Source organism: Paenirhizobium selenitireducens ATCC BAA-1503 (assembly GCF_000518785.1).
Taxonomy (GTDB): Bacteria; Pseudomonadota; Alphaproteobacteria; order Rhizobiales; family Rhizobiaceae; genus Allorhizobium; species Allorhizobium selenitireducens.
The window spans coordinates 1-23,786 of the sequence record NZ_JAEG01000011.1; the positions used below are offsets into that span (position 1 = coordinate 1).

At 63.2% G+C, this 23,786-nt stretch carries 25 protein-coding genes, 1 tRNA gene and 1 pseudogene; 14 read left to right on the forward strand and 13 right to left on the reverse strand.

The features are described from left to right. Nucleotides 1-310, forward strand: a 310-nt coding sequence (locus L867_RS26995) for an integrase core domain-containing protein (protein ID WP_156951572.1), incomplete at its 5' end; no start/stop codon positions are given. 15 nt (nucleotides 311-325) lie between these two features. Here L867_RS26995 and L867_RS27470 read toward each other — a convergent pair. Together L867_RS27470 and L867_RS0115825 are read right to left on the reverse strand one after the other, a co-directional pair. After that, nucleotides 326-571: a hypothetical protein gene (locus tag L867_RS27470; protein WP_156951573.1), complete on the reverse strand. Its 246-nt coding sequence runs from the start codon at nucleotides 569-571 to the stop codon at nucleotides 326-328. Between the two features lie 78 nt (nucleotides 572-649). Next, nucleotides 650-1,357, reverse strand: a complete 708-nt coding sequence (locus L867_RS0115825; RefSeq protein ID WP_028737779.1) for a hypothetical protein — start codon at nucleotides 1,355-1,357, stop codon at nucleotides 650-652. Here L867_RS0115825 and L867_RS0115830 point away from each other — a divergent pair. Beyond that, on the forward strand, nucleotides 1,356-1,700 hold the full coding sequence (locus tag L867_RS0115830) for a helix-turn-helix domain-containing protein (protein WP_210163646.1): 345 nt from the start codon (nucleotides 1,356-1,358) through the stop codon (nucleotides 1,698-1,700). The genes L867_RS0115825 and L867_RS0115830 overlap by 2 nt on opposite strands. A gap of 60 nt (nucleotides 1,701-1,760) precedes the next feature. Here L867_RS0115830 and L867_RS27000 read toward each other — a convergent pair whose 3' ends face one another. The 3 genes from L867_RS27000 to L867_RS0115840 all read right to left on the reverse strand — a co-directional run bounded on the left by L867_RS27000 (nucleotide 1,761) and on the right by L867_RS0115840 (nucleotide 3,981). Beyond that, nucleotides 1,761-2,726 (reverse strand): DUF2971 domain-containing protein, encoded by a 966-nt coding sequence (locus tag L867_RS27000; protein ID WP_084638591.1) that lies wholly within the window; start codon nucleotides 2,724-2,726, stop codon nucleotides 1,761-1,763. Nucleotides 2,727-3,008: 282 nt separating this feature from the next. Beyond that, nucleotides 3,009-3,416, reverse strand: a complete 408-nt coding sequence (locus L867_RS0115835) for a hypothetical protein (RefSeq protein WP_028737781.1) — start codon at nucleotides 3,414-3,416, stop codon at nucleotides 3,009-3,011. Nucleotides 3,417-3,906: 490 nt separating this feature from the next. Continuing rightward, nucleotides 3,907-3,981, reverse strand: a tRNA-Gly gene (locus L867_RS0115840). A gap of 277 nt (nucleotides 3,982-4,258) precedes the next feature. Between L867_RS0115840 and L867_RS0115845 the strand changes: the two genes are divergently transcribed. The 4 genes from L867_RS0115845 (at nucleotide 4,259) to L867_RS0115860 (ending at nucleotide 6,779) form a co-directional block, all read left to right on the forward strand. Next, nucleotides 4,259-4,765, forward strand: coding sequence for a prolyl-tRNA synthetase associated domain-containing protein (locus L867_RS0115845; protein ID WP_028737782.1), 507 nt, complete (start codon nucleotides 4,259-4,261; stop codon nucleotides 4,763-4,765). Between the two features lie 58 nt (nucleotides 4,766-4,823). After that, complete coding sequence (trxA, locus tag L867_RS0115850) at nucleotides 4,824-5,795, forward strand: thioredoxin (protein ID WP_028737783.1); 972 nt, start codon at nucleotides 4,824-4,826, stop codon at nucleotides 5,793-5,795. Nucleotides 5,796-5,893: 98 nt separating this feature from the next. Beyond that, nucleotides 5,894-6,577, forward strand: coding sequence for an LON peptidase substrate-binding domain-containing protein (locus L867_RS0115855; RefSeq protein WP_028737784.1), 684 nt, complete (start codon nucleotides 5,894-5,896; stop codon nucleotides 6,575-6,577). A gap of 13 nt (nucleotides 6,578-6,590) precedes the next feature. After that, a complete protein-coding gene (locus tag L867_RS0115860; RefSeq protein WP_028737785.1) occupies nucleotides 6,591-6,779 on the forward strand; it encodes a Trm112 family protein in 189 nt (62 codons plus the stop codon). A 331-nt stretch (nucleotides 6,780-7,110) separates the two neighbouring features. Here the strand turns inward: L867_RS0115860 and L867_RS0115865 are convergent. Beyond that, nucleotides 7,111-8,328, reverse strand: a pseudogene (locus L867_RS0115865) (ubiquinone biosynthesis hydroxylase); the annotation flags it as partial. 82 nt (nucleotides 8,329-8,410) lie between these two features. Here L867_RS0115865 and tesB point away from each other — a divergent pair. The 6 genes from tesB to L867_RS0115900 all read left to right on the forward strand — a co-directional run bounded on the left by tesB (nucleotide 8,411) and on the right by L867_RS0115900 (nucleotide 15,941). Further along, complete coding sequence (gene tesB, locus L867_RS0115870; protein WP_028737787.1) at nucleotides 8,411-9,295, forward strand: acyl-CoA thioesterase II; 885 nt, start codon at nucleotides 8,411-8,413, stop codon at nucleotides 9,293-9,295. Nucleotides 9,296-9,519: 224 nt separating this feature from the next. Continuing rightward, nucleotides 9,520-9,858, forward strand: coding sequence for a P-II family nitrogen regulator (locus L867_RS0115875; RefSeq protein WP_028737788.1), 339 nt, complete (start codon nucleotides 9,520-9,522; stop codon nucleotides 9,856-9,858). Nucleotides 9,859-9,885: 27 nt separating this feature from the next. Beyond that, nucleotides 9,886-11,310 (forward strand): ammonium transporter, encoded by a 1,425-nt coding sequence (locus L867_RS0115880; protein WP_028737789.1) that lies wholly within the window; start codon nucleotides 9,886-9,888, stop codon nucleotides 11,308-11,310. Between the two features lie 245 nt (nucleotides 11,311-11,555). Continuing rightward, on the forward strand, nucleotides 11,556-14,243 hold the full coding sequence (locus tag L867_RS0115885) for an FtsK/SpoIIIE family DNA translocase (protein WP_028737790.1): 2,688 nt from the start codon (nucleotides 11,556-11,558) through the stop codon (nucleotides 14,241-14,243). A gap of 109 nt (nucleotides 14,244-14,352) precedes the next feature. Beyond that, nucleotides 14,353-15,027 carry an outer membrane lipoprotein carrier protein LolA gene (locus tag L867_RS0115895; RefSeq protein ID WP_028737791.1) on the forward strand — a complete coding sequence of 225 codons (675 nt, stop codon included), beginning with the start codon at nucleotides 14,353-14,355 and terminating at the stop codon, nucleotides 15,025-15,027. A 110-nt stretch (nucleotides 15,028-15,137) separates the two neighbouring features. Continuing rightward, entirely contained in the window at nucleotides 15,138-15,941 is an 804-nt protein-coding gene (locus tag L867_RS0115900) for an exodeoxyribonuclease III (protein ID WP_028737792.1), read from the forward strand. A gap of 16 nt (nucleotides 15,942-15,957) precedes the next feature. On the opposite strand, the gene L867_RS0115905 is transcribed toward L867_RS0115900, so the two are convergent. Beyond that, nucleotides 15,958-16,413, reverse strand: a complete 456-nt coding sequence (locus L867_RS0115905; protein WP_028737793.1) for a Crp/Fnr family transcriptional regulator — start codon at nucleotides 16,411-16,413, stop codon at nucleotides 15,958-15,960. A 16-nt stretch (nucleotides 16,414-16,429) separates the two neighbouring features. Then, the gene (locus tag L867_RS0115910) at nucleotides 16,430-17,113 is read right to left on the reverse strand and encodes a response regulator transcription factor (RefSeq protein ID WP_028737794.1); all 684 of its coding nucleotides are present in this window, start codon (nucleotides 17,111-17,113) and stop codon (nucleotides 16,430-16,432) included. Between the two features lie 102 nt (nucleotides 17,114-17,215). On the opposite strand from L867_RS0115910, the gene L867_RS0115915 reads away from it, so the two are divergent. Then, a complete protein-coding gene (locus tag L867_RS0115915; protein WP_084638592.1) occupies nucleotides 17,216-17,764 on the forward strand; it encodes a L,D-transpeptidase family protein in 549 nt (182 codons plus the stop codon). After that, on the forward strand, nucleotides 17,764-18,117 hold the full coding sequence (locus L867_RS0115920; RefSeq protein ID WP_028737796.1) for an inorganic pyrophosphatase: 354 nt from the start codon (nucleotides 17,764-17,766) through the stop codon (nucleotides 18,115-18,117). Before L867_RS0115915 ends, L867_RS0115920 begins: the two co-directional genes overlap by 1 nt. A 7-nt stretch (nucleotides 18,118-18,124) precedes the next feature. Here the strand turns inward: L867_RS0115920 and L867_RS0115925 are convergent, their stop codons facing one another. The 5 genes from L867_RS0115925 to L867_RS0115945 all read right to left on the reverse strand — a co-directional run bounded on the left by L867_RS0115925 (nucleotide 18,125) and on the right by L867_RS0115945 (nucleotide 23,622). Then, nucleotides 18,125-18,670, reverse strand: a complete 546-nt coding sequence (locus tag L867_RS0115925; protein WP_051439038.1) for a SixA phosphatase family protein — start codon at nucleotides 18,668-18,670, stop codon at nucleotides 18,125-18,127. 76 nt (nucleotides 18,671-18,746) lie between these two features. Continuing rightward, the gene (locus tag L867_RS0115930; protein ID WP_028737798.1) at nucleotides 18,747-19,577 is read right to left on the reverse strand and encodes a DMT family transporter; all 831 of its coding nucleotides are present in this window, start codon (nucleotides 19,575-19,577) and stop codon (nucleotides 18,747-18,749) included. Nucleotides 19,578-20,266: 689 nt separating this feature from the next. Then, the gene (gene leuC, locus L867_RS0115935; protein ID WP_028737799.1) at nucleotides 20,267-21,676 is read right to left on the reverse strand and encodes a 3-isopropylmalate dehydratase large subunit; all 1,410 of its coding nucleotides are present in this window, start codon (nucleotides 21,674-21,676) and stop codon (nucleotides 20,267-20,269) included. Between the two features lie 285 nt (nucleotides 21,677-21,961). Continuing rightward, nucleotides 21,962-22,789, reverse strand: coding sequence for an amino acid ABC transporter permease (locus L867_RS0115940; RefSeq protein WP_028737800.1), 828 nt, complete (start codon nucleotides 22,787-22,789; stop codon nucleotides 21,962-21,964). A 35-nt stretch (nucleotides 22,790-22,824) separates the two neighbouring features. Further along, complete coding sequence (locus L867_RS0115945) at nucleotides 22,825-23,622, reverse strand: transporter substrate-binding domain-containing protein (RefSeq protein WP_028737801.1); 798 nt, start codon at nucleotides 23,620-23,622, stop codon at nucleotides 22,825-22,827. Nucleotides 23,623-23,786: the final 164 nt, after the last annotated feature.

Here is a 23,786-nt window from a genome sequence, read left to right on the forward strand (position 1 = left end):
GCCGGGCAAGCCGATCCAGAACGCCTTCATCGAAAGCTTCAATGGCAGACTGCGGGATGAGCTCCTGAACGAGACGCTCTTCTCGTCCTTGAACCAGGCCCGATCAACGCTCTCAACCTGGTGCAACGACTACAACGATCATCGACCACACTCCGGCCTCGGCTGGCTCACACCAGCCGAGTTTGCTCAGACCATCAACCCGCGACGTGATGCGGTACTGCGCAGCCGGAACGGCGCCGCACCGCAACCCGCCGCTACCGCCCCTAATACAGCAACACAAAACCGCCGGAGCGAACTCAAAACTGGATAAAACTTGGGGGCAAGGTCAACGTGTTCCAACGAAGCGCACAGTCGTACCGCCGGCATTGGTGGTCCGACCCCAGATGTCCGCGCCGCCAACGATATTCGGTAGGGCCTTGCGGGACTGGAACGACATCACGACGTCGCCGGGGCCGGCAGAGCGTATCCGGCTGCTGGCCGGGCTCATCAAACGGGTCTTGGTTTCGACGGGCGCGCACGAGGCGAGACATGCCGTGGCGAGCAGAACAGTGGCCGAAGCAGCCTTCTTCATTTGAGCTATCCTATTCAGACAAAAAAGCTTTTTAAAAAACACGAGTGAAAATCAGCGTCAATTATGGGTCGACGATCTCTAACCCAGGAACTGCCCGGCGATGAAATTTGGACCCCACCGCCCACAGACAGTGTTTGCGGCGTTTGCCAAGCGAGGGCCGCTGCTAGGGCGAACAAGCAGGAAGAAGACGACGTGGGCAGTGGAGAATGCCCATAGCCCCGCACCGGGCGCTACGGCCCGCAGGCGCTCAGCACACCGGGCCAGGAACACCGTCCGCTCGACCCTCGGGAAGTGCTGGTAAATAAGGAGGGACTTCCCCGCGCCATAAAACGCGGCCACCTCGTCCAAATAGAGATATTTAGAAGAGTTCTTGCGCCCCTTAGGCAGCGAGACCTCCAGGCCGTTGTCCGGATCGAAGAAGAGCAGATCGACTTCGCGAAACGCATTGGCGCACCTGCTCATGAAAACGCGCCGTGCGGCGAGGTCATCAGGAAGCTGGTCGTTGTGGTAGACTGCCCCCGGAATGGCCCCACTTTCCTCTATTGTCGCCAACCGGCGGCGTTCAGGTGTGGAGGCGGCGTGCTCAAGGATGTCGAACAATTCCGGATCCAAGGGACGGTGACGCTCGGGCTGCTTCAGGTAAGCCAGCTTGCCTCCATCCACCCCGCCATCATCTGGGGTCAACATCCAGCACACGCCGATACGGATCGCGCCGCCCGCTGATAAGGCGCGTATCAACGCGTACTTCCGGTAGTCGTTTATGTCCCCGACATACTGATGCTTCATGCCTGCCCCCGAATCGCGTGTCGGAGGCAGTATAGGAAATACCCCGATTTGGGGTACTCTGAATTCGGGTCCTATTGAAGTGCTGGTTCATCGACTGGCGCACCCCGTGTCTTCCATCCGTTCAGACCTCTACAGACGTACGATCGAACTGCTGGTGCAGGCTCGCAAGGATGCGGGCGTTACCCAGGTCGAACTAGGTAAGAGACTTGGCCAGCGTCAGACCTTCGTGTCGAAATTCGAACTCGGCGAGCGAAGACTAGATGTGGCAGAGTTTGTGACTGTATGCCACGCGATTGGTGTAGACGCGTGCGGCTTGATAAAGCGGGCGGAGGATGGCGCGTAGTCCGTTTCCGGCCCATTGCTGCCATTGGTGCGAAATGCAGCTTGAGCTCAAGTCCGCTGATCATGTTGGTCTTCGCAAATGCCGCCGGTGATCGGTCTTTTTGTAAGGCTTCCGTGGCCCATTTGGATATTTCTCTATATACTGCTCAAGCAACCCAAAATGATCAAGTATTCTAAATGGGTTGTTCGCGGCGGCTGTGGCCCGATGCGTTTGATCGATTGAACACCACGGACACAAATCTCCCTCCGCTCTTAGCGGCTCCGAGCATTCTCCGCATACCCCGACGGGACGAGCTATCTCTCCATCTGAAAACACACTGGGCTTCCCAATGTCATTCAATAAGTAAGGCGTTGGGTAGCTCCGACCTATGTTTTCGATGTAGAAGTCAGCATCAAGCTCATATGCAGCCTTCTGAAGAAATTCTTTCGTTTGCACGGAAGACTTTGCTCCTGAGATTATCGCTGCAACACATTGTATCGGGATGTAGAGGATCTTGCTGCCACTGACATCTTCAACATAATCCTCAAGATTGACGGCCCGCACCTCTTGCTCATAGCTCCATTCCGAGTACTTCGAAAAATAGCCGTGGTACAGGACTGCCCGTCGCAGAGCCATGGCATCTCTTGGTTTCTTACGGTGTGCGGCCATTTCTGCAAATGAGATTAGCGCCTCACTCGGGCGATCTAGATACGAAATGTCGCGGATCAGGAGTTCCGGGAAAAGCTTTTCAAGGTGGGAAACATCAAATCCAACGACGAATCCTTTATGATTGTTTCCGTAGTGTGCCCACATCGGGGACACAACTGGCGACTTTGAAAAGCAGGTGGTCAATTGCGACGGGATTTCATGGACAACATCGCTATATGTCGCCAACAATTCGGACCCTTGATCGAGGTCGATTCCGAGAAATAGTTCAAATGGGTCGTTGTATTCTTCTGGCAGGGAGCACTTGATACCGATGTGACCGGCACGAACAAATACGTGCTCAACAACACTCTCGGAGAAGTATTTGAATATGATTTTCATCAGATGATGCCCGACATCAGTTCTCAGCGGAGCATACGGCAAGCGATGCGTCCGATGAAGAGGCAGCAAATCGGCCCAAAACACTTTGGGTCTATTTGTGGCTGCCCTGCCTTGAAACTCCCGAGCGGGTCCCTTCGATGAAACTGAGTTTGCTTCTGGCGCCGTCCGGACGAAGCCCGAAGGACGGTTCGCAGGCGGAGCTTTTCCTCGCGTGATCACCCGGAAGTTTGGCTGAAACTTCTCTCTTAATTCGGATACCTAGGCCGATTTTGGTAGTATTTTCTACCGAATTCCGCTTCTCTTCATAAGTTGGTCCCTTAGGTCTTCAAGGGATGCAATGGTCTGTGTCGATTTGCTCCAGGTCTCTTTGTCGAAGCCATATGCTCGCGACTTGTGTCCCAACCCGTTGAACTCTACTGCGTTGTCGACAGCTGCGTGATGTACTTGGTCGCTCATGTGTTCCGCGAACTGTTCTGGCGTCGCTATCCCATCCGTCACCAGTTCGATCCTATAGTTCGGAGCCTTGCCATCTCCAACACGCCCGATCCGTACGAGGATCTTGTTCATTGGCCACTTCCGCTTCTGATACTGAAGATAGCAGTTCGATAGAACACTTCTGACGTACTTCTCACGGTTAAGCAGAGAGCCTGATTTCACCAGCTCTCCAATGGTGGCATTTTCGTCGATCATCGAATTCCCCCACAGACGCAAACCGACACAATACTTGCTCAGTCAATCGCAGGATGCAATCGTGGTTCGTGTTCTCACCGACCTTCAGCGGGACCATATTGTTCTCGGGGTTCGCGAATATGGTTTGGCGCTAGGCCACAATTGAGGCGATCACTCCCGATTGCCCGCTGAAACAACTCAGGGGATGATTAAAACCTGGGTCAGCTCTCAGTGCACATCAACATCCAAGCTACTCCACCGGTCGTAATCCGCAGAGGAATAGCACATGCAATTGCGATGTTCGCTATTGACGCAAAGCGGAACCATGATGCCTACATCTGATATCGTAGTTCACTACTTCGATGCTGCGACTTCATATCGCCTCGAGTCCGCAACCTTGTAACCCTGCGGTAACCGCGCCCTCTTTGACCTCTTCCACGCCTCGCGATTTCCACCACGGCGAAAAACACAAAAACCCCGGCGAACCGAGGCTTTGAAGGTCTGGGGAAACTGGAGCGGGTGAGGCGATTCGAACGCCCGACCCCAACCTTGGCAAGGTTGTGCTCTACCCCTGAGCTACACCCGCTCATAACCTCGATCCGGGGGTAGACAGTGGATCGGGGGTCGTCCGTTTGTTGCGGCGACGGGCGCTATATGGCCCAACAACTTTTCAAATGCAACAGGGAAATGACGAATTTTCCGAGAAAAAATTGCGAAACCCACCCCCGTCGCACCAAAGCCCATGAAACGCGGGCTTTCGCGAAATCTCGCCGATTGCCAAGGCCGAAGCCCGGACGTATCACTCCCCGGCAAGGGCGTTCGTCCCGCCCGCCCCCAGCCCCGATCCGCAGAAGAGAGCGTTGATGACCACTGAGCCGAAGACCGCCGAAGACCTCTACCGCATGCTCGACGAACTCCACATCAAGCATGAGACGAAGCACCACGAACCGGTCTTCACGGTGGCCGAATCGGTGGCACTGCGCGACGAGATCCCGGGCGGCCATACCAAGAACCTGTTCGTCAAGGACAAGAAGGACCAGTTCTTCCTGCTGACCGTCGAGGAGAATGCGGTGGTCGACCTGAAGACCGTGCACACGCTGATCGGCGCGGCCAGCAAGGTCTCCTTCGGCAAGCCGGAAAAGCTGATGGAATATCTCGGCGTCATCCCCGGCTCCGTCACCGTGTTCGGCGCGATCAACGACACCGGCCACAACGTCACCTTCGTGCTCGACAAGGACCTGATGGAGCATGACGTCATCAACGGCCACCCGCTGTCGAACGACGCGACCACCTCGATAGGCCGCGATGACCTCCTGCGCTTTCTCGACGCGACAGGCCACACGCCGCTTGTCTTGAAAGTCACGGCCTGACATACGATCTTAAGCGGAAAATTGGCCCGTTGCGGCCTGAAGATGCGGGAGACGATCGATGAGCGACAACAGCAATCCCTATGGCGGCTACGGCGGCCAGATGACGGCCCAGGCGCATTTCGGCGGAGCCCCGGCCACGCCTGCAGCCCCTGTCGCGCTCGTCAAGGACACCACGACAGCGGGCTTTGCCAAGGACGTGCTGGAGGAATCGCGCAACCAGCCGGTCCTGGTCGATTTCTGGGCGCCCTGGTGCGGTCCCTGCAAGCAGCTCGCGCCGGTGATCGAGAAGGTGGTCGCCGAGGAGAAGGGCCGGGTCAAGCTGGTCAAGCTCAACATCGATGACCATCCGTCCATCCCCGGCCAGCTCGGCATTCAGTCGATCCCGGCCGTCGTCGCCTTCGTCAACGGCCGTCCGGTCGATGGCTTCATGGGCGCCGTTCCGGAAAGCCAGATCCGCCAATTCATCGACAAGGTTGCAGGCCCCGCCGGTGCCGACGAGGCGGCCGAGATCGAAGCCGTGCTGGCGGAAGCCGCGACCCTTTTGTCGAGCGGCGATCTGCAGGGAGCCGCCCAGCTCTACGGCGCCGTGCTGCAGGCCGATCCGGACAATGCCAAGGCCGCCGCCGGCATGGGCGAATGCATGCTCGCCGCCGGCCAGCACGAGCGTGCCCGCGAGCTTGTCACCGGCATGCCGGACGAACACCAGAAGACCCCCGAGATCCAGGCGGTCTCGAAGAAGATCGAGCAGATGGAAGAGGCTCGCAAGCTCGGCGATCCGACCGCGCTCGAGCATGCGCTGGCGCTCAACCCGGACGACCACGAAGCGCGACTGAAGCTCGCCAAGATCCTCAATGTCAGCGGCAAGCGGGAAGAGGCCGCCGAGCATCTGCTGCTGGTGATGAAACGCGACCGCACCTTCGACGACGACGGCGCGCGCCGCCAGCTGCTCGAATTCTTCGAAGCCTGGGGGCCGAAGGACCCGGCAACCATCATGGCGCGCCGCAAGCTGTCGTCGATCCTGTTTTCGTGACGCTCGAAGGCGCCTGCGCCCTTGAGTTTCGAGCGCGGTGAACCACATTAGAAAGACATGCGACGGCCCGTTTCGGGCCGTGCAGGAGTGGGGTTTCCATGCAAGTCGGCAATGCCAGATATCTGACCGCAAACGACCTGCCGGAGATATTGCCGGTGTTTCCCATCGCCGGCGTTCTGCTCCTGCCCGGCGGCCAGCTGCCGCTCAACGTCTTCGAGCCGCGCTATCTTGCCCTGTTCGACGCGGCCATGGCCGGTAACAGGCTGATCGGCATGATCCAGCCCTCGCTCACCGAAGGCCTGACCGGCGACATCCTGCCCGAGCGCCCGGCGCTCTGTCAGGTCGGCTGCATCGGCCGCATCACCTCGCTTACCGAAACCGGCGACGGCCGCTACATCACCTCGCTCGGCGGCGTCTGCCGTTTCCGCCTGCTCGAGGAAGTGGCCAGCACCAAGCCCTATCGCAGCTTCCACATCGCCCCCTTCATGACCGACCTCAAGGGCGGGCCGGAGGAAGAGGCGAGCGTCGACCGCCCCGGCCTGCTGGCCGCCTTCCGCGCCTATCTCGACGCCAACAAGCTCGAGGCCGACTGGGAGAGCGTGGAGCGCGCCAGCAACCTCACCCTGGTCAATTCCCTGTCGATGATGTCGCCCTTCGGCCCGGCGGAAAAACAGGCCCTGCTGGAAGCCCCCGACCTCAAGGCCCGCGCCGAGACGCTGGTCGCCATCACCGAGATCGTGCTCGCCCGCTCCTTCGGCGACGCTGACACGCGGCTCCAATAGGAAGGGCCCCGGCATGGACGCGCGGATGAGCAAGGTCGACGTCAAGCTTCTGGAACTGCTCGTCTGTCCGCTGACGCAAGGTCGGCTGAGCTACGACCGGGAGCGCAACGAACTGATCTCCGAACGCGCCCGTCTCGCCTACCCGATCCGCGACGGCATTCCCATCATGCTGGTGTCGGAAGCCCGCAAGATCGAGGAGTAGCGCGTCCAGCGGCGGGCAAAGTGGCGCCACTTGTGCATTCTCCCCGTCAGAACGCCGGGGCAATCGCATATGGATTTTGAGCAGCGCCCGAAGCAGGCCCCCTCTTCTCCCCCGCGGGGAGAAGGTGGCCCGCAGGGCCGGATGAGGGGGGGCGCGAAGCGCACAAGGTGTGCCGGGCAGCCCCCTCATCGCCTCGCATACGCTCGGCACTTCTCCCCGCTGGGGAGAAGAGGGAGGCCGGAGCCGCCACAGGCATCCCATATGCGATTACCTTGGTCAGAACGGGAAGAAGGTGCCGCCAGGCCGATGAGGGGCATCACAGCACCGTCGCTCAGATCGTCTCGCCGGCCAGAAGCTTCGGTCGGCCGCCGTCGCCGGTGCCCGCCGCCTCGCGGATGAAATAGGACTTCAGCCCCGGCAGCCGGTCGACCAGGCCGAGGCCGACGTCGCGCATCACCCGGAGCGGCGTAAAATCGTTGGAGAACAGCCGGTTCAGCACGTCGGTGGTCACGCCCATGCGGAACGTGTCGAAGCGCCGCCAGGTCTGGTAACGCTCCAGGACATTGAGGTCGCCGATGTCGAGCCCCAGCCGGTCGGCCTCGACGATCGTTTCGGCCAGCGCCGCGACGTCCTTGAAGCCGAGATTGAGGCCTTGGCCGGAGATCGGATGAATGCCGTGCGCCGCGTCGCCGGTGAGCGCGATGCGCGGCGCGACGAAGGCGCGCGCCAGCGTCAGGCCGAGCGGAAAGGCGCGCCGATCGCCGGTCGCGCGGATCGGACCCAGCTTGTGGCCGAAGCGACGTTCCAGTTCCTCTTCGAAGACCAGGTCGTCCGAGGCCACCAGCCGGTCGGCATCCGCCGTGCGCTCGGTCCACACCAGCGACGAGCGGTTGCCCTTGAGCGGCAGGATGGCGAAGGGGCCGGAGGGAAGGAAATGCTCCTCGGCGCAGCCCTCGTGCGGCCGCTCGTGCTCGACCGTGGTGACGATGCCCGACTGGCCGTAGTCCCAGGTGACCGTCTTGATACCCGCCATGTCGCGCAGCTTCGAGCGCACGCCGTCGCAGGCGACGACCAGGCGCGTCGACAGAACGCTGCCGTCGGACAGTGCCAGCTCGGCCGCCGGCCCGATGTTCTTGAACCCCGTCGCCCGCACGCCGTGGCGGATCCGGATGCCCGACGCCTCGCAGACCTCGCGCAGCGCGCCGACCATGGCGACATTGGGGATCATGTGGGCGAAGGGGCGACCCTCCTCGACCGCACCGTCGAAGGTGAGGAAGACCGGGCGAACCGGATCGGAAGTCTTCGAATCGGTGACGATCATCTTCGTGATCGGCTGCGCTTCGGGTTCGATGCGGTCCCAGATGCCAAAAACCTCCAGCATCTTGGTCGCCGCGGCGATGATCGCCGAGGCGCGCGGATCCTTCTTCCAGGCATTTTCCGGTGCCGCCTCGATCACCTCGACGCTGAGATGCGGCGCTGCCTGCTTGACTGCAACGGCGACCGACAGGCCGACATAGCCACCACCGACGATCAGCAAATCCAGCATGGCGAACTTCCTTTGCCCTTGTGCATATCCTTGCTCCTATATAGATCAGCCTTGAACTAGTTCCTACAGGCGGAGCCGTGCAATCATGTCGAAATCGAGCGAAAAACCGAGCACCATGGATCGGCTGATCGAGACGCTGAACGTCGAGAAGCTTGAGGAGAACCTGTTTCGCGGCATGAGCCCGCAGAACGGCTGGCAGCGGGTTTTCGGCGGCCAGGTGATTGCCCAGGCGCTGATGGCGGCGCAGCGCTGCGTCGAAAGCGACCGGCGCGTCCACTCCCTGCACGCCTATTTCGTCCGTCCCGGCGACCCCTCGGTGCCGATCGTCTTCCAGGTCGAGCGCACCCGCGACGGCTCGAGCTTCACCACTCGCCGCGTCGCCGCCGTCCAGCACGGCAAGACCATCTTCGCCATGTCCTGTTCCTTCCAGATCGATGAGCCGGGATACGACCACCAGATGACGATCCCGAAGGTGCCGCAGCCCGAGGAACTGATGGGCGAGAGCGAATTCCGCGAGGTCTTCCTCGCCCAGGCTCCCGACACGGTAAAGCGCTACTGGGGCCGCGAACGCCCGATCGAGATCCGGCCGGTATCGCTCACCCACTACATCACCGACGAGAAGCTCGAGCCCAACGCCCATATCTGGGTTCGCACCACCGGCCCGGTTCCCGACGATCACCACTACCAGTCGGCGGTTCTGGCCTATCTGTCCGACATGACGCTGCTCGATACCTCGCTCTATCCCCACGGGACATCGATCTTCAATCCGGAAATCCAGCCCGCCAGCCTCGACCACGCCATGTGGTTCCACCGCCCCTCGAAACTCGACGACTGGCTGCTCTATACCCAGGACAGCCCGAGCGCGTCGGGGGCCCGCGGCATGACCCGCGGCAGCATCTATGGCCGCGACGGCACCCTTATCGCCTCGGTCGCCCAGGAAGGGCTGATCCGCAAAAGGGCAGACGCCTAAAACTTGAACATTTTGACTATTTTGCCTATTTTTTATGCGCTTATGCGCCAATCAAATGCCCGTTTATTAGAGCGGCATCCTATAGTCTTTAGATTTCAATAACTTATTCGACCACTTCAAACTGGCACATACTTTGAATGTAACTCACCAGTCGCCCGGCCATTCTCTGGCCAGCGGCAGGAGAGTCGGCTCGGGGCCGAGGACAAGCAAAGGATGGGAAACAGATGAAGATTGTGATGGCCATCATCAAGCCGTTCAAGCTGGATGAGGTGCGTGAAGCCCTCACAGCTGTTGGCATTCAGGGCCTGACCGTGACTGAAGTGAAGGGTTACGGCCGCCAGAAGGGGCACACCGAAATCTATCGCGGCACCGAATACGCGGTGAGCTTTCTGCCGAAATTGAAGATCGAGATCGCCGTCTCGTCCGAGCTCGCGGACAAGGCCGTCGAGGCGATCGCCGCGTCGGCCAAGACCGGCCAGATCGGCGACGGCAAGATCTTTGTCTACTCGATCGACCAGGCCGTGCGCATCCGCACCGGCGAAACCAATTCTGAAGCTCTGTAAGAACGGCTGTTAGGGGAGTTGTTACTGATGTCACTTTCTAAGTTGAATTCACATTTCGCGCGCCTTGGCGCCGCGTCGGCAGCGTTGCTGGCGCCGGTCGTCGCCTTCGCGCAGGAAGCCGCCCCGGCCGCTGCCGAAGCTGTTGCCGCTGTTCCGGTTCCGGACAAGGGCGACACCACCTGGATGCTGATCTCGTCGGCCCTGGTCTTGTTGATGACTGTCCCGGGCCTTGCCCTGTTCTACGGCGGCCTCGTCCGCAGCAAGAACATGCTCTCGGTCGCCATGCAGGTGATGATGATCGCGGCCGTCGCCATGCTCTTGTGGGTGACCTATGGCTACACCGTCTCCTTCACCGCCGGCGGCGGGATGAACGCCTATTTCGGCGGCTTTTCCAAGCTCTTCCTCGCTGGCGTCACGACCTCGACGACTGTTGAGACCTTCTCGAAGGGCGTCGTCATTCCGGAACTGACATTCGTCATCTTCCAGATGACCTTTGCAGCCATCACCCCCGGCCTCATCATCGGCGCCTTCGCCGAGCGCGTGAAGTTCTCCGCCGTGATTCTCTTCACCATCCTGTGGCTCACCTTCATCTACTTCCCGATCGCGCACATGGTCTGGTTCTGGGGTGGTCCGAGCGCCTATGCTGACCCGGCTGGCCTGATCTTCGGCTTCGGCGCGATCGACTTCGCCGGCGGCACCGTCGTTCACATCAATGCAGGCATCGCTGGTCTGGTCGGCGCCCTCATGGTCGGCAAGCGCACCGGTTACGGCAAGGACATGATGGCTCCGCACTCGATGACGCTCACCATGGTCGGCGCTTCCTTGCTGTGGGTCGGCTGGTTCGGCTTCAACGCCGGTTCCAACCTGGAATCGAACGGCTATGCCGCTCTCGCCATGATCAACACCTTCGTCGCCACCGCCGCCGCGATCGTCTCCTGGGCCATCATCGAGACCTTCACCCGTGGCAAGGCATCGATGCTGGGTGCCGCATCGGGCGCCGTCGCCGGCCTCGTCGTCATCACCCCTGCCGCCGGCTTCGTCGGCCCGATGGGCGCGATCGTCATGGGCCTGATCGTCTCGCCGGCCTGCTACTTCTTCGTCTCCACGGTGAAGAACAAGTTCGGCTATGACGACACCGCCGACGTTTTCGGCGTTCACTGCATCGGCGGCATCATCGGTGCTCTCCTGACCGGCGTATTCGTCAATCCGGCGCTCGGTGGCGCAGGCATTGTCGACTACTCGACCGCCGACTTCGCTGCTACCTACGCCGGCACCGCCACCCAGGTCTTCAACCAGTTCAAGGGCGTTCTCGTCACCCTGGTCTGGTCGGGCGTCGGCTCGGCGATCCTCTACAAGATCGTCGACGTGATCGTCGGCCTGCGCGTTCCGGTCGAAGCCGAGCGCGAAGGTCTCGACCTCGCCTCGCACGGCGAAGCAGCCTACCACTCCTAAGCCCTTTGCCGCGCCGGTTCGCCGGCGCGGCACCTCCACCCGTTGCGGCCGCCGAAAGGTGTGCCGTACTTGCCCGGACCTCACGGTCCGGGTTTTTTTATGCCTCGCGCCAGCCTGCTCGCTGGGCGCCATGGTTAATGGGCCATTAACCCTCGCGCATGTACTGTGCCGAAGAGCCATGGTCGGGCGCACCCGCGCGTCCGGCCGACTTCGGGCAGCATGCAGGCACACGGATGGGCAGACAGATGAACAGAGGCAATTCGGCCGCGATGGAGGAACAGTCCAGCCGCTTCGCGCTCAGCGCGTTCGTGGTCCGCCAATTGCTGGCGTTGCTCGGCTTCGCGCTTTTCCTCGGGCTCGTGCTGGCGGTCGCGGCGCTCGCCAGCTGGAACGTCGCCGATCCGAGCCTCTCCTACGCTACCGCCAACGAACCGACCAACATTCTCGGCTATGGCGGCGCGGTCTTTTCCGACATCATGCTGCAGTTCTTTGGTCTTTCCAGCCTGCTGGCGCTGCTGCCGGTGCTCGCCTGGTCGCTGGCGCTGATCACCGGGCGTCCGCTGTCGCGTATTCCCGCGCGCCTCGGCGCCTGGGCCGTCGGCTCGATCGTCGCCTCGGCGGTGGTCGGCTGCTTCCCGCCGCCCACCACCTGGCCGATCCCCAACGGCATCGGCGGGGTTTTCGGCGACATGATCCTGCGTTTCCCCGGCCTGTTCATCGGCTCCTATCCCACCGGCACCTTCTCCATGGTGCTGGGAGCGCTGCTCGCCCTGCCGGCCGCCTGGCTGCTGTTGTTCGCCTCCGGCCTGATCGGCCGCGACATCGTCGACGGCGATGCGGACGAGATCGCCCCGGCCGAGCGTCGCAAGCCCGCAGCCCGTCCGGTGGAGGACGACGAAGAGGACGACCGCGAGGGCCCGATCGCCCTTGCGCTGGGCGCCTTCGCCCACAACTGGTATACGCTCAGAGCCCGCGCCCGCCGCCTACTCGGCCTGAAGCCGAAGGAGCGCAGCCGCCGCTTCGAACAGCCCTATGATTTCAACGAGGACGAGTTCGGCACGCTGAACGAGCCGGTGCGGCCGAAAGTCCCGACCGCGCTCGAACGCCGCGAGCCCTCGCTCGACGCGGCACCCTTTGCCGCATCGCGGGTCGCCCCGCCTTCCCGCCATGTCGTCTCGCCGCCGCCGATCACCGGCGATCTGGACGACGACTTCGACGACGACCAGCCCTTCGACCTCGACGGCATGCCCCGCCCCGCCGGCATCCTGCCCGACGACGGCGACTGGACGCCTCAGCCGGTCACCGCCTCGCCCCGCGCTGCCGCCTCGCCGCGGGTGGTCGCACCCGCTGCGCGTCCGAAGCCCGGCGCACGCGTCGAGCGCGATGCCCAGGGCATGCTGCTGAAGCCCGACGGCTTCCAGCTCCCCTCGGTCCACCTGCTGACCGAACCCAAGGCGATCGCGCGCGACGCCACCCTCTCGGCCGACGCGCTGGAACAGAATGCCCGCATGCTGGAAGGCGTGCTGGAGGATTTCGGCGTCAAGGGCGAGATCATCCAGGTCCGTCCCGGCCCCGTCGTCACGCTCTACGAACTGGAGCCGGCGCCCGGCATCAAATCGTCGCGCGTCATCGGCCTTGCCGACGACATCGCCCGCTCGATGAGCGCGATCGCCGCCCGCGTCGCCGTCGTGCCCGGCCGCAACGCCATCGGCATCGAACTGCCGAACCAGACGCGCGAGACCGTCTATCTGCGCGAACTGATCGGCAGCCGCGACTTCGACGGCAACAAGGCCAAGCTCGCCATGGCGCTCGGCAAAACCATCGGCGGCGAGCCTGTCATCGCCGACCTCGCCAAGATGCCGCACCTGCTCGTCGCCGGCACCACCGGTTCGGGCAAGTCGGTCGCCATCAACACCATGATCCTGTCGCTGCTCTACCGGCTGTCGCCGGAGAAATGCCGGCTGATCATGATCGACCCGAAAATGCTCGAACTCTCCGTCTATGACGGCATCCCCCACCTCTTGTCGCCGGTCGTCACCGACCCGAAGAAGGCCGTCGTCGCGCTGAAGTGGACCGTGCGCGAGATGGAAGAGCGCTACAAGAAGATGTCGAAGATCGGTGTACGCAACATTGATGGCTTCAACAGCCGCGTCGAGCAGGCGCTGGCCAAGGGCGAGATCCTCACCCGCACCGTGCAGACCGGCTTCGACCGCCAGACAGGCGAGGCGATCTACGAGACGGAGGAATTCGACCTCCAGCCGATCCCCTATATCGTCGTCATCATCGACGAAATGGCCGACCTGATGATGGTCGCCGGCAAGGACATCGAAGGCGCCGTGCAGCGGCTGGCCCAGATGGCCCGCGCCGCCGGCATCCACGTCATCATGGCGACCCAGCGTCCCTCGGTCGACGTCATCACCGGCACGATCAAGGCCAACTTCCCGACCCGCATCTCCTTCCAGGTCACGTCCAAGATCGACAGCCGCACCATTCTCGGCGAGCAGGGCGCCGAACAGCTGCTCGGCATGGGCGACATGCTCTACATGGCCGGCGGCGGCCGCATCCAGCGTGTCCACGGCCCCTTCGTCTCCGACACCGAGGTGGAGGAGATCGTCGCCTACTTGAAAACGCAAGGATCGCCCCAATATCTGGAAGCGATCACCGTCGACGAGGATGACGACGAGGACGGCGGCGGCCCCGTCGGCACGTCCAACCTCTCCGACTCGGAAGACCCTTACGACCAGGCCGTGGCCATCGTGCTGCGCGACGGCAAGGCCTCGACCTCCTACGTCCAGCGCCGTCTCGGCATCGGCTACAACCGTGCCGCCTCGCTGATCGAACGCATGGAGAAGGAAGGGATCATCAGTGCGGCGAACCATGCCGGCAAGCGCGAGATCCTCGTGCCGACCGAAGCCGACATCATCGAGCGGTGAACCAAGCGGCCCGCCGGGCGTTGCCTTTCGTGACGCGCCCGATGGCCGCACCGCGTTTCGCCCGCTCGGCCATGAAGACGCCGTCTTCTTCGGCGATGCAGGGCACCATATGAAGGAGTTCCGGATGACTGAACACACTATCGAACGCCTGGCGGGCCTTCCGGCGTCCACCACGCGCCGCCGGTTCGTTGCTGGCGCCGCTGCCGGCCTCGCGCTCGCAGCCCTGCCCCAGGCAGCCATGGCCGCGGCCGATCCCGTCGCGGCGCAGAAGATCGCCGACCATTTCTCCTCGGTGAAGACGATGATGGGCGAATTCGTCCAGTTCGGCCCGCGCGGCGAACAGACCGGCGGCAAGTTCTTCATCCAGCGCCCCGGCAAGCTGCGCTTCAACTATGACAAGCCCTCGCCGATGCGCGTCATCGCCGACGGCAAGAATGTCGTCATCGGCAATGTGAAGCTGAAGACCTGGGATCTCTATCCGCTGTCGAAGACGCCGCTCAGCCTGCTCCTGTCGGAAAAGATCGACCTCGGCAACAAGATGGTGCGCGACGTCAAGCAGGAGGCCGACCTGACGACGATCGTGCTCGGCGACAGGACCATCTTCGGCGATTCGACGATCACCCTGATGTTCGATCCGAAAACCTTCGACCTGCGCCAGTGGACGATCACCGACGTCCAGGCCAAGGACACCTCCGTGATGATCTTCAACGTCCAGAACGGCGTCCAGCTCGACCCGAGCGTCTTCGAGATCCCCTACGCCGACGTGCACGGCCAGAAGCGCTGATAGAAGCCTCCCCTGTGGAGAAAGGGCGCCCCGCTGACAGCAGTGGCGCCCTTTGGCTGTTCAGGCCCCGGGAAATTGCCTAAGCCTGCAGGAAAGCGGGAGCAGACGGCATGGACCTTTCGATCACCACCTGGAACATCAACTCGGTCAGGCTGCGCCTGCCGCTGGTCGAGGATTTCCTGAAGAGCGTGAGGCCGGACATCCTCTGCCTGCAGGAGATCAAGTGCCAGAACGACGAGTTCCCGGCCGATGCGCTGAGGGCGCTCGGCTACGACAACATCATCCTGCACGGCCAGAAGGGCTATCACGGCGTGGCCATCGCCTCGCGCTTCCCCCTGACCGAGGACCATCGCCAGGACTATTGCGGCGTCGGCGATTCGCGCCACATCTCGGCGATCTTCGAATGGGGCGGCCGACGCATCCGCATCCATAACTTCTACGTGCCGGCCGGCGGCGACGAGCCGGACCGCACGATCAATCCAAAATTCGGCCACAAGCTCGATTTCATCCGCGAGATGCGCGACCTGAAGGCCGGCGCCGAACCCGGCGTCTCGGCCATCCTGGTCGGCGACCTCAACATCGCGCCGCTGGAAAACGACGTCTGGTCGCACAAGCAGATGCTGAAGATCATCAGCCATACGCCGGTCGAGACCGAAGGCCTGCTGGACGTCATGCGCGAGGGCGGCTGGGTCGACCTGATGCGCCATCACGTGCCGGCCGACCAGAAGCTCTATACCTGGTGGAGCTATCGCGCCAAGGACTGGGCCGCCGCCGACCGCGGCCGCCGCCTCGACCATGTCTGGTCCTCGCCGGACCTGACCGAACACCTGCGCGCCATCGAGATCCTCAAGGACGCGCGCGGCTGGGAACGTCCGTCGGACCACGTGCCGGTCACCGCCCGCTTCTCGCTCTAAGGAAAGAGGCCAGATCCTATTCGAAACGGCTGGCCATCGCGGCTGCACCGTCGATCAGGCTGCCGATCGCCGCGCGGATGCGGCCCTCGACCACCACGGCCATGTCCGGATATTCCTCGAGCAGCCGGTGGAACAGCGCCCGCGTGATGCGGATCACGTCGCCGTCCTCCAGCGCCACCGCCGTATACTTGCGCTCGACCATGGTGACCAGCGCCAGCTCGGACAGCATCACGCCTGGTCCAGCCACGCCCTCGACCTTGGCCTTGCCGCCGCGCGCCAGCGTCGAAAGCTCGAACGCACCCCGTGTGACGACATAGGCGCATTCGGCCGGCGACTTCTCGCGAAACAGCGCCTGGCCCTTGCCCACGGGCCGGTGCTCGGCGCCAAACGCGATCAGCCGCAGCTGGTCGGGCGAAAGCCCGGCAAACAGGGGCACCTTGGCCAGAAGGTCGATGTCGTCGGCAAGCGCCATGGAGGGACTCCGGAAATCAGGGAATGATCTTGTAGCCGCCGTTTTCGGTGACCAGGATCTCGGCATTGGACGGATCGCGCTCGATCTTCTGGCGCAGGCGATAGACATGGGTCTCGAGCGTGTGGGTGGTGACCCCGGAATTATAGCCCCAGACCTCTTCCAGCAGCACGTCGCGCGTCACCACCTTCTGCCCGGCGCGATAGAGATAGCGGATGATCGCCGCTTCCTTCTCGGTCAGCCGGATCTTCTTTCCGTCTTCCGTGGTCAGGAGCTTCTGGCTCGGCTTGAACAGATAGGGCCCGACGCCGAAAGTCGCGTCCTCGCTCTGCTCGTGCTGACGCAGCTGCGCGCGGATGCGGGCGAGCAGCACGGCGAAGCGGAAGGGCTTCGTGACATAGTCGTTGGCGCCGGCTTCCAGCCCGAGAATCGTGTCCGAATCGGTATCGTGGCCGGTCAGCATGATCACCGGTGCCTTGAAGCCGCCCTTGCGCAGCAGCTTGACCGCCTCGCGCCCATCCATGTCGGGAAGCCCGACATCCATGATCAACAGGTCCACCTGGCCGCTGCGCGCCGCCTGCAGGCCCTTTGCCGCGCTGTCAGCCTCGGTGAGCGTGAATTCCTCGTAGAGCGACAGCTGCTCGACCAGCGTCTCGCGCAGGTCGTTGTCGTCATCCACCAGGAGAATGGTCCGCACTGTCATGAGATCTTCCTGTTTTCGTTCGTGCCGCTCGTCTTGGCGCGCCGGTTCGAAGTGCTATGAATACACCGAACTTCACAGGCAAAGCAAAATCTCGTGACCCACTTGCGAAAAACAACCGACAAATCCCACAGGAAGCACGGCCAAATCGTCGTGCGCCGGGCGCCGGGCAAGGCGACCGAGGCGATCCTGCAATACGGGCCGCTGCGCCTGCGCGCCGCAATCGGCCGTTCCGGCATCACCAGCTTCAAGCGCGAGGGCGACGGCGCGACGCCGCGCGCCCCGATGCGGCTGATCTCCGCCTATCGCCGCGGCGACCGCATGGGCGCCGTGGCGACCGGCCTACCCATGCAGCGCATCCGGAAAGACATGCTCTGGTGCGACGCGCCGGGCCACCCCGCCTACAACCGCCCGGTCTCCGCCCCCTTTGCCGCCAGTCATGAGACACTCATGCGCAAGGACCGGCTCTACGACGTCTGCATCGTCATGGACTGGAACGTCCGTTCGCGGCGTCGCGGCTGCGGCTCGGCGATCTTCTTCCACATTGCCCGGGCAGACTATGCGCCGACCGAGGGCTGCGTGGCGCTTTCGCCCACCGACATGCGCCGGCTCCTGCCATACCTGACTGACCAGACCGTGCTCACGGTGCTCTGATGGACGAGCCTGCGGATGCCGCCTTCTGGCGCGCCATGGATGAACTGCTCGCTGGCGCCCGACTGGTCATAGACCGGCCGAAGCATTCGGCCCATCCGCGCTATCCGGCCCTGGTCTACCCGCTCGACTACGGTTACCTCGAAGGCACGACCGCGATCGACGGCGCAGGTGTCGATGTCTGGCGTGGCTCGCTGGCCGGCTTGCGCGTCGTCGGCGCGGTCGCGACCGTCGATCTGCTGAAACGGGACACCGAGCTGAAGCTGCTCGTCGCCTGCACGCCGGCCGAGATGGATCTCGTTCTCGCCTTCCACAATGACAGTTCCCTGATGAAGGGACTGCTGCTCAGGCGTTGAGCCGCTATTACAGCGCCTTTGGCGTGACGAAGCGTTCGAGCCGCCCCATGCCCCGGCCGACATCGCCCCACTGCGCCGCCGGAAAATCGATGACCGCCAGCCCGGCGGTCGGATATTTCGCCGCCATGCTTTCCCGCGAAGCCGCATCGCCGCCGCCCGTCAGCGCCAGGGCCAGATCCTGCATGCCCGGATTGTGGGCAAGGATCAGCACCGTTCTGGCGGCCGGTTCGACCGCCTGCAACACGTCAAGGATCTGCCCGGGGCTTGCGGCATAGAGCTCGGCGAGCCCGCGCATCTCGGGTTTCAGCGGCAGTCGCTCGCGCACCAGCGCCCAGGTTTCCTGCGTGCGACGCGCCGTGGAGACGAGGGCGAGGTCCGGGATCAGCTTCGCCTCGGTGAGATAATCGCCTATCTGTTGGGCTGCAGTCCGGCCCCGCCCGTTGAGCGGGCGTTGTTCGTCGGCGACACCCTCCGGCCAGGCCGACTTGGCGTGCCGGAGCAGGAGGAGACGCAATCCCCCGGCCTCGCCGGTAAACTGCTGTTTCGACGGCATGGCGGCAGCCTCCCAGGCGATGATTCACATGAAACAAAGGGTTACCGTCAACCAGGACCGACGGTGCGGTGCCACTCTAGAGGCTAACGCAGATCGCGCCAACAGCGACGATGACGCAGGCTGCAAGCCGGCGAAACGTCAGTCGCTCGCCGAGGAAGAAGGCGCCGATGAGGACGGCAAAGACCACGCTCGTCTCGCGCACCGCCGTCACAAGGCCCGCCGGCGCAAAGGAATAGGCGACCACCACCAGCCCATAGGCCACAAGCGCCACCACCCCGCCGCTGAAGGCCTTCCAGGTCGTCGGCGAGCGCATGTCGATGACGAGGCCGCGCCGGATCACGGCATAGGTCACGGTGAGCAGCAGGCCATAGAGGAAGAGCACCCACATGGCATAGGCCACCGGCTGCGCCACCAGCCGCACGCCCTTGGAATCGACCGTTGAATAGCAGGCTATGATCAGCCCGGTGGCGAGCGCAAAGAGCAGCGAGGCGTTGCCCGCCCTCGCCTTGCCGAGCGAAAGGCTCATGATGCCGGCAGCCACCAGCACGACGCCGAGCGTCTGGAAGGGCCCGAGGATCTCGCCAAAGAACAGGAAGCCGCCGAGCGTCACCAGCAGCGGCACCGTGCCGCGCACGATCGGATAGACCTGGCCCAGTTCGCCATGCCGGTAGGCGGCGACGAGGAACAGGCTGTAGCCCACCTGCAGCAGCGACGACAGGAGGATGTAGACCCACGCGTCTGCCCCCGGCAGCGGAAAGTAGAGCACGAAGGGCAGGGCGATCAGCGTGCCGGCCAAGCTCATCACCGTGACCGACCACAGCCGGTCGGCGCCGTTGCGCAGGAAGGCGTTCCAGCTGGCATGCAGAATGGCCGCGACCAGCGCCAGCCCGACGGCGATCGTACTCAACGCTGCACCGCCTGCGGTCGATGGGAAGGATGCCGGGGCAGGGCGGCTTGGAAGGGAGAGGGCATCGTCGCGGAACTTTTATGACGGTTTTGTGACGGCCGGACGATAGCCACTTTGCCGCGCTTTGCAATCACCGATCACGCGGGCAGCCTCCACGCGGCACGTCGAAAACGCGGCCCACGGTCAGCCCTCAAGCCGCACTCGGTTAACCCTCCCCCAGAAGCGAGCACAAAACGGTAGCTCTCACTTCGAGGCGACCACAAGACGGTTAGCCCTCACCCTGAGGTGGGAGCGCCAGCGACCCTCGAAGGGCGAGGGCGGGTGGGGTGAACGTCAGCGCCAGCAACCGGATGCTTCGAGGCCCTCGCTTTGCTCGGGCACCTCAGCAGGAGAGGATCGCGCCGCAGCCTGTGGCATGGATCCTCGGGTCAAGCCCGAGGATGACGACCCTTCCCCTTGGGCGACGACTTTTCCTCGAAGCAAGGGACCATCTGATTCGCCGAGCACCGACGTCTGAGGCTGGTTTCCGGCCTAACCCACACTCCGTCATCCTCGGGCTTGACCCGAGGATCCAGATCCAGGCGCGCAATCACCCAGACGCGCGGCATCTCCCAGCGGGAATCCCAACAAAAAACCGCCGGCAGGAAGGCCGGCGGCTTGGTCGTTTCAGGCTGTGGCGCGAACGGCGCTTACTTCCAGTCGCGGATGTCGACGAAGTGGCCGGCGACGGCAGCCGCCGCAGCCATGGCCGGCGACACCAGATGGGTGCGGCCCTTGTAACCCTGGCGGCCTTCGAAGTTGCGGTTCGAGGTCGAGGCGCAGCGTTCGCCCGGCTTCAGCCGGTCGTCGTTCATCGCGAGGCACATCGAGCAGCCCGGCTCGCGCCATTCGAAGCCGGCATCCTTGAAGATCTTGTCGAGGCCTTCGGCTTCCGCCTGTTCCTTGACCAGACCCGAGCCCGGCACGACCATGGCCGAGACGGTCGAGGCAACCGTCTTGCCTTCGATGACGGCCGCAGCAGCGCGCAGGTCCTCGATGCGGCCATTGGTGCACGAGCCGATGAACACGCGGTCGATGGCGATGTCGGTCATCTTCGTGCCCGGCTTCAGGCCCATGTAGTCGAGCGCCCGCCACTTCGAAACCCGCTTGTTCTCGTCGGCGATCTCGTCCGGGTTCGGCACGACGCCCTCGATCGACACGACGTCTTCCGGCGAGGAACCCCAGGAGACGATCGGCGGCAGGTTGGCGGCGTCAAGCACGACGACCTTGTCGAAATGCGCGCCCTCGTCGGTGTGCAGCGTCTTCCAGTAGGCGACCGCCTGGTCCCATGCCTCGCCCTTCGGCGCGCGCGGCTTGTCCTTGATGTATGCGAAGGTCTTTTCGTCCGGGGCGATCAGGCCGGCGCGGGCGCCGCCCTCGATCGTCATGTTGCAGACCGTCATGCGGCCTTCCATGGAGAGCGCACGGATCGCCTCGCCGGCGAATTCGATAACGTGGCCGGTGCCGCCGGCCGTGCCGATCTCGCCGATGATGGCGAGAATGATGTCCTTGGCGGTGACGCCGTCCGGCAGCTTCCCGTCGACGCGCACCAGCATGTTCTTCGCCTTCGACTGGATCAGCGTCTGGGTGGCGAGCACGTGCTCGACTTCCGACGTGCCGATGCCGTGCGCCAGCGCCCCGAAGGCGCCGTGCGTCGAGGTGTGGCTGTCACCGCAGACGATCGTCATGCCGGGCAGGGTGAAGCCCTGTTCGGGGCCGACGATGTGGACGATGCCCTGGCGCTTGTCATGCTCGGAATAGTATTCCACGCCGAATTCGGCGGCGTTGGTCGCCAGCGCCTCGACCTGGATGCGGCTTTCCTCGTTCTTGATACCCTCGTAGCGATCGAGCGTGGTCGGCACGTTGTGGTCGACGACGGCAAGCGTCTTCTGCGGCGCATGCACGGTGCGCTGCGCCATGCGCAGGCCTTCGAACGCCTGCGGGCTCGTCACTTCGTGGACGAGGTGGCGGTCGATGTAGAGAAGACAGGTGCCGTCTTCCTGGCGGTCGACCAGGTGGTCGTCGAAAATCTTGTCGTAGAGGGTCCGGGGTGCGCTCATGGCTGAAGATCCGTCTGAGTTTTGAAAATGGAATGCGGGCAGGACGCCGCGGGGGCGGCGCCGATGACGGACGCTTAGCCTAGCAAGCTAATGAGCGCCCCGGAGACGCGCGCGAAAAAGCGTGCCGGCAGACGCTTGTGGTCCTGCAGCACGAAGATATCAGGCGCGAGACATCCGAATTTCGATCCCATGGCCGGCCTCATAGCAGTTTTGCCCCCGCCCGGCAATGATTTTGCCAAAAGCGAAGCGTCCGGCGAAACGGGGCGTATCCCCAGGCCTCACCCGTCATCGGCGACCGCTGCCGTGCTCGCGCATCCGCATCTCCAGGCGCCTGAGCACCAGCGACAGGCCGATGGTCAGCACCAGATAGACATAGGTGACGATCGAATAGGTCTCGAAGAAGCGAAAGGAGCCCGCCGCATAGACCTTGGCCATCTGCGTCACGTCGGCGACACCCAGCACCGAGACGAGCGAGGAATCCTTCACCATCGCCACGAAATCGTTCGACAGCGGCGGAAAGATCACCCGGATCGCCTGGGGAAAGACGATCAGCCGGAAACGTTGATAGCGGTTGAGCCCAAGCGACATCGCCGCCTCGATCTGACCCTTCTCGACCGACTGGAAGCCGGCGCGGAAGATCTCGGCGATGAAGGAGGAATAGCCGATCATCAGCGCGATGATCGCCCGCCACATCAGCGAGAGGTCCCGCACCACCATTGGCTCGAGCCAGCCGAGCGAAACGAGCGGCGAGATCGCCAGATTGTAGAGCGCGACGAAAGCCGGTGCGCCGACAAACGCGATGTAGAAGAGAAGGACCAGGATCGGAATGCCGCGGATCACCTCGACATAGAAGCGCGCCGTCTGGCGCAGCACCAGACTGTTCGACAGGCCGAGCAGGGCGATGCCGAGCCCGAGCAGCGTCGCGAGAAAAAAGGCGACAAGCGTCACGAAGACGGTGACGAACACGCCCTTGCCGACCACCGTGAAGACCTGGGCATAGAGATCGTTGAAGGCGATGACGGCGGCAAGCACCAGACCGATCAGGACGAGGGCGGCCAGCCACCACGGCCGGTCGCCCTTGTCGTCACTGGACGGAAGCGTCTGGAAACCCATCAGCGCCTCGCGCCGGCATCAGCATGCATCAAGGCTCACTCGCCCATCTTGTAGTCGAGGAACCATTTCTTGTTCAGCGCGTCGAGCGAGCCGTCGGCCTTCATCGCGGCGATCGCCGCATTGACCGGGGCCACCAGGTCGGAACCCTTGGTGAAGATGAAGCCGAAATCCTCCGAGCCGAGCGGCCCGCCGACGAGCTTCAGCCCGCCGTTCGAAGCGTCGACATAGCCCTTGCCGGCCGTGCCGTCGGTGAGCACGACGTCGACGTCACCGGCTTTCAGGGCCTGCACGGTGGCGCCGAAGGTTTCGAACAGCTTGATGCGCGGATTGGCCTCGTTGCCGTCCAGTACCTCGTAGACGGCAGTGTAGAACGGCGTGGTGCCCGGCTGCGCGCCGACCAGCGCGTCCTCGACTGCGGCGAAGCTCTTGCCGTCGGCAAAACGGGTCTCGTCGCCGCGCACCAGCATGAACTGTTCCGAGCGCATATAGGGCTCGGAGAAGTCGACCTTCTCCTTGCGGTCGTCCTTGATGGTGATCCCGGTCATGCCGATATTGTACTGGCCGTCGGACACCGCCTGGATCATCGCATCCCACGAGGTGTTCTGGTATTCGACCTTGAAGTTCAGCCGCGTGGCGATTTCGTTCATCGCGTCATATTCCCAGCCGATCGCCTTGCCGCTCTTCGGGTCGACGAACTGCAGCGGCGGATAGGCGTTTTCGGTGACGACGACGACCGTCTTTCCGCCGAGATCCGGCAGGTCGGCGGAAAGGGCGGACAAGGGCGCGATAGCGAGGGCTGCGAGCCCGGCGAGAAGAGCGCGTCTGGACGGCATCGGTAATCTCCTGAAAATGTGACCGCTGAGAGTGTCACAATTTGTTCGACGCTGGCAAGGGATGGCGCGTGCTAATCCGCCGGCGCGACCGGAACGAAAGCGCAGCCGATGTGACGGCTCGGAGAATCTTCTCCCGAGGCCCGGCGCCGGGCTCCGGGACGCGT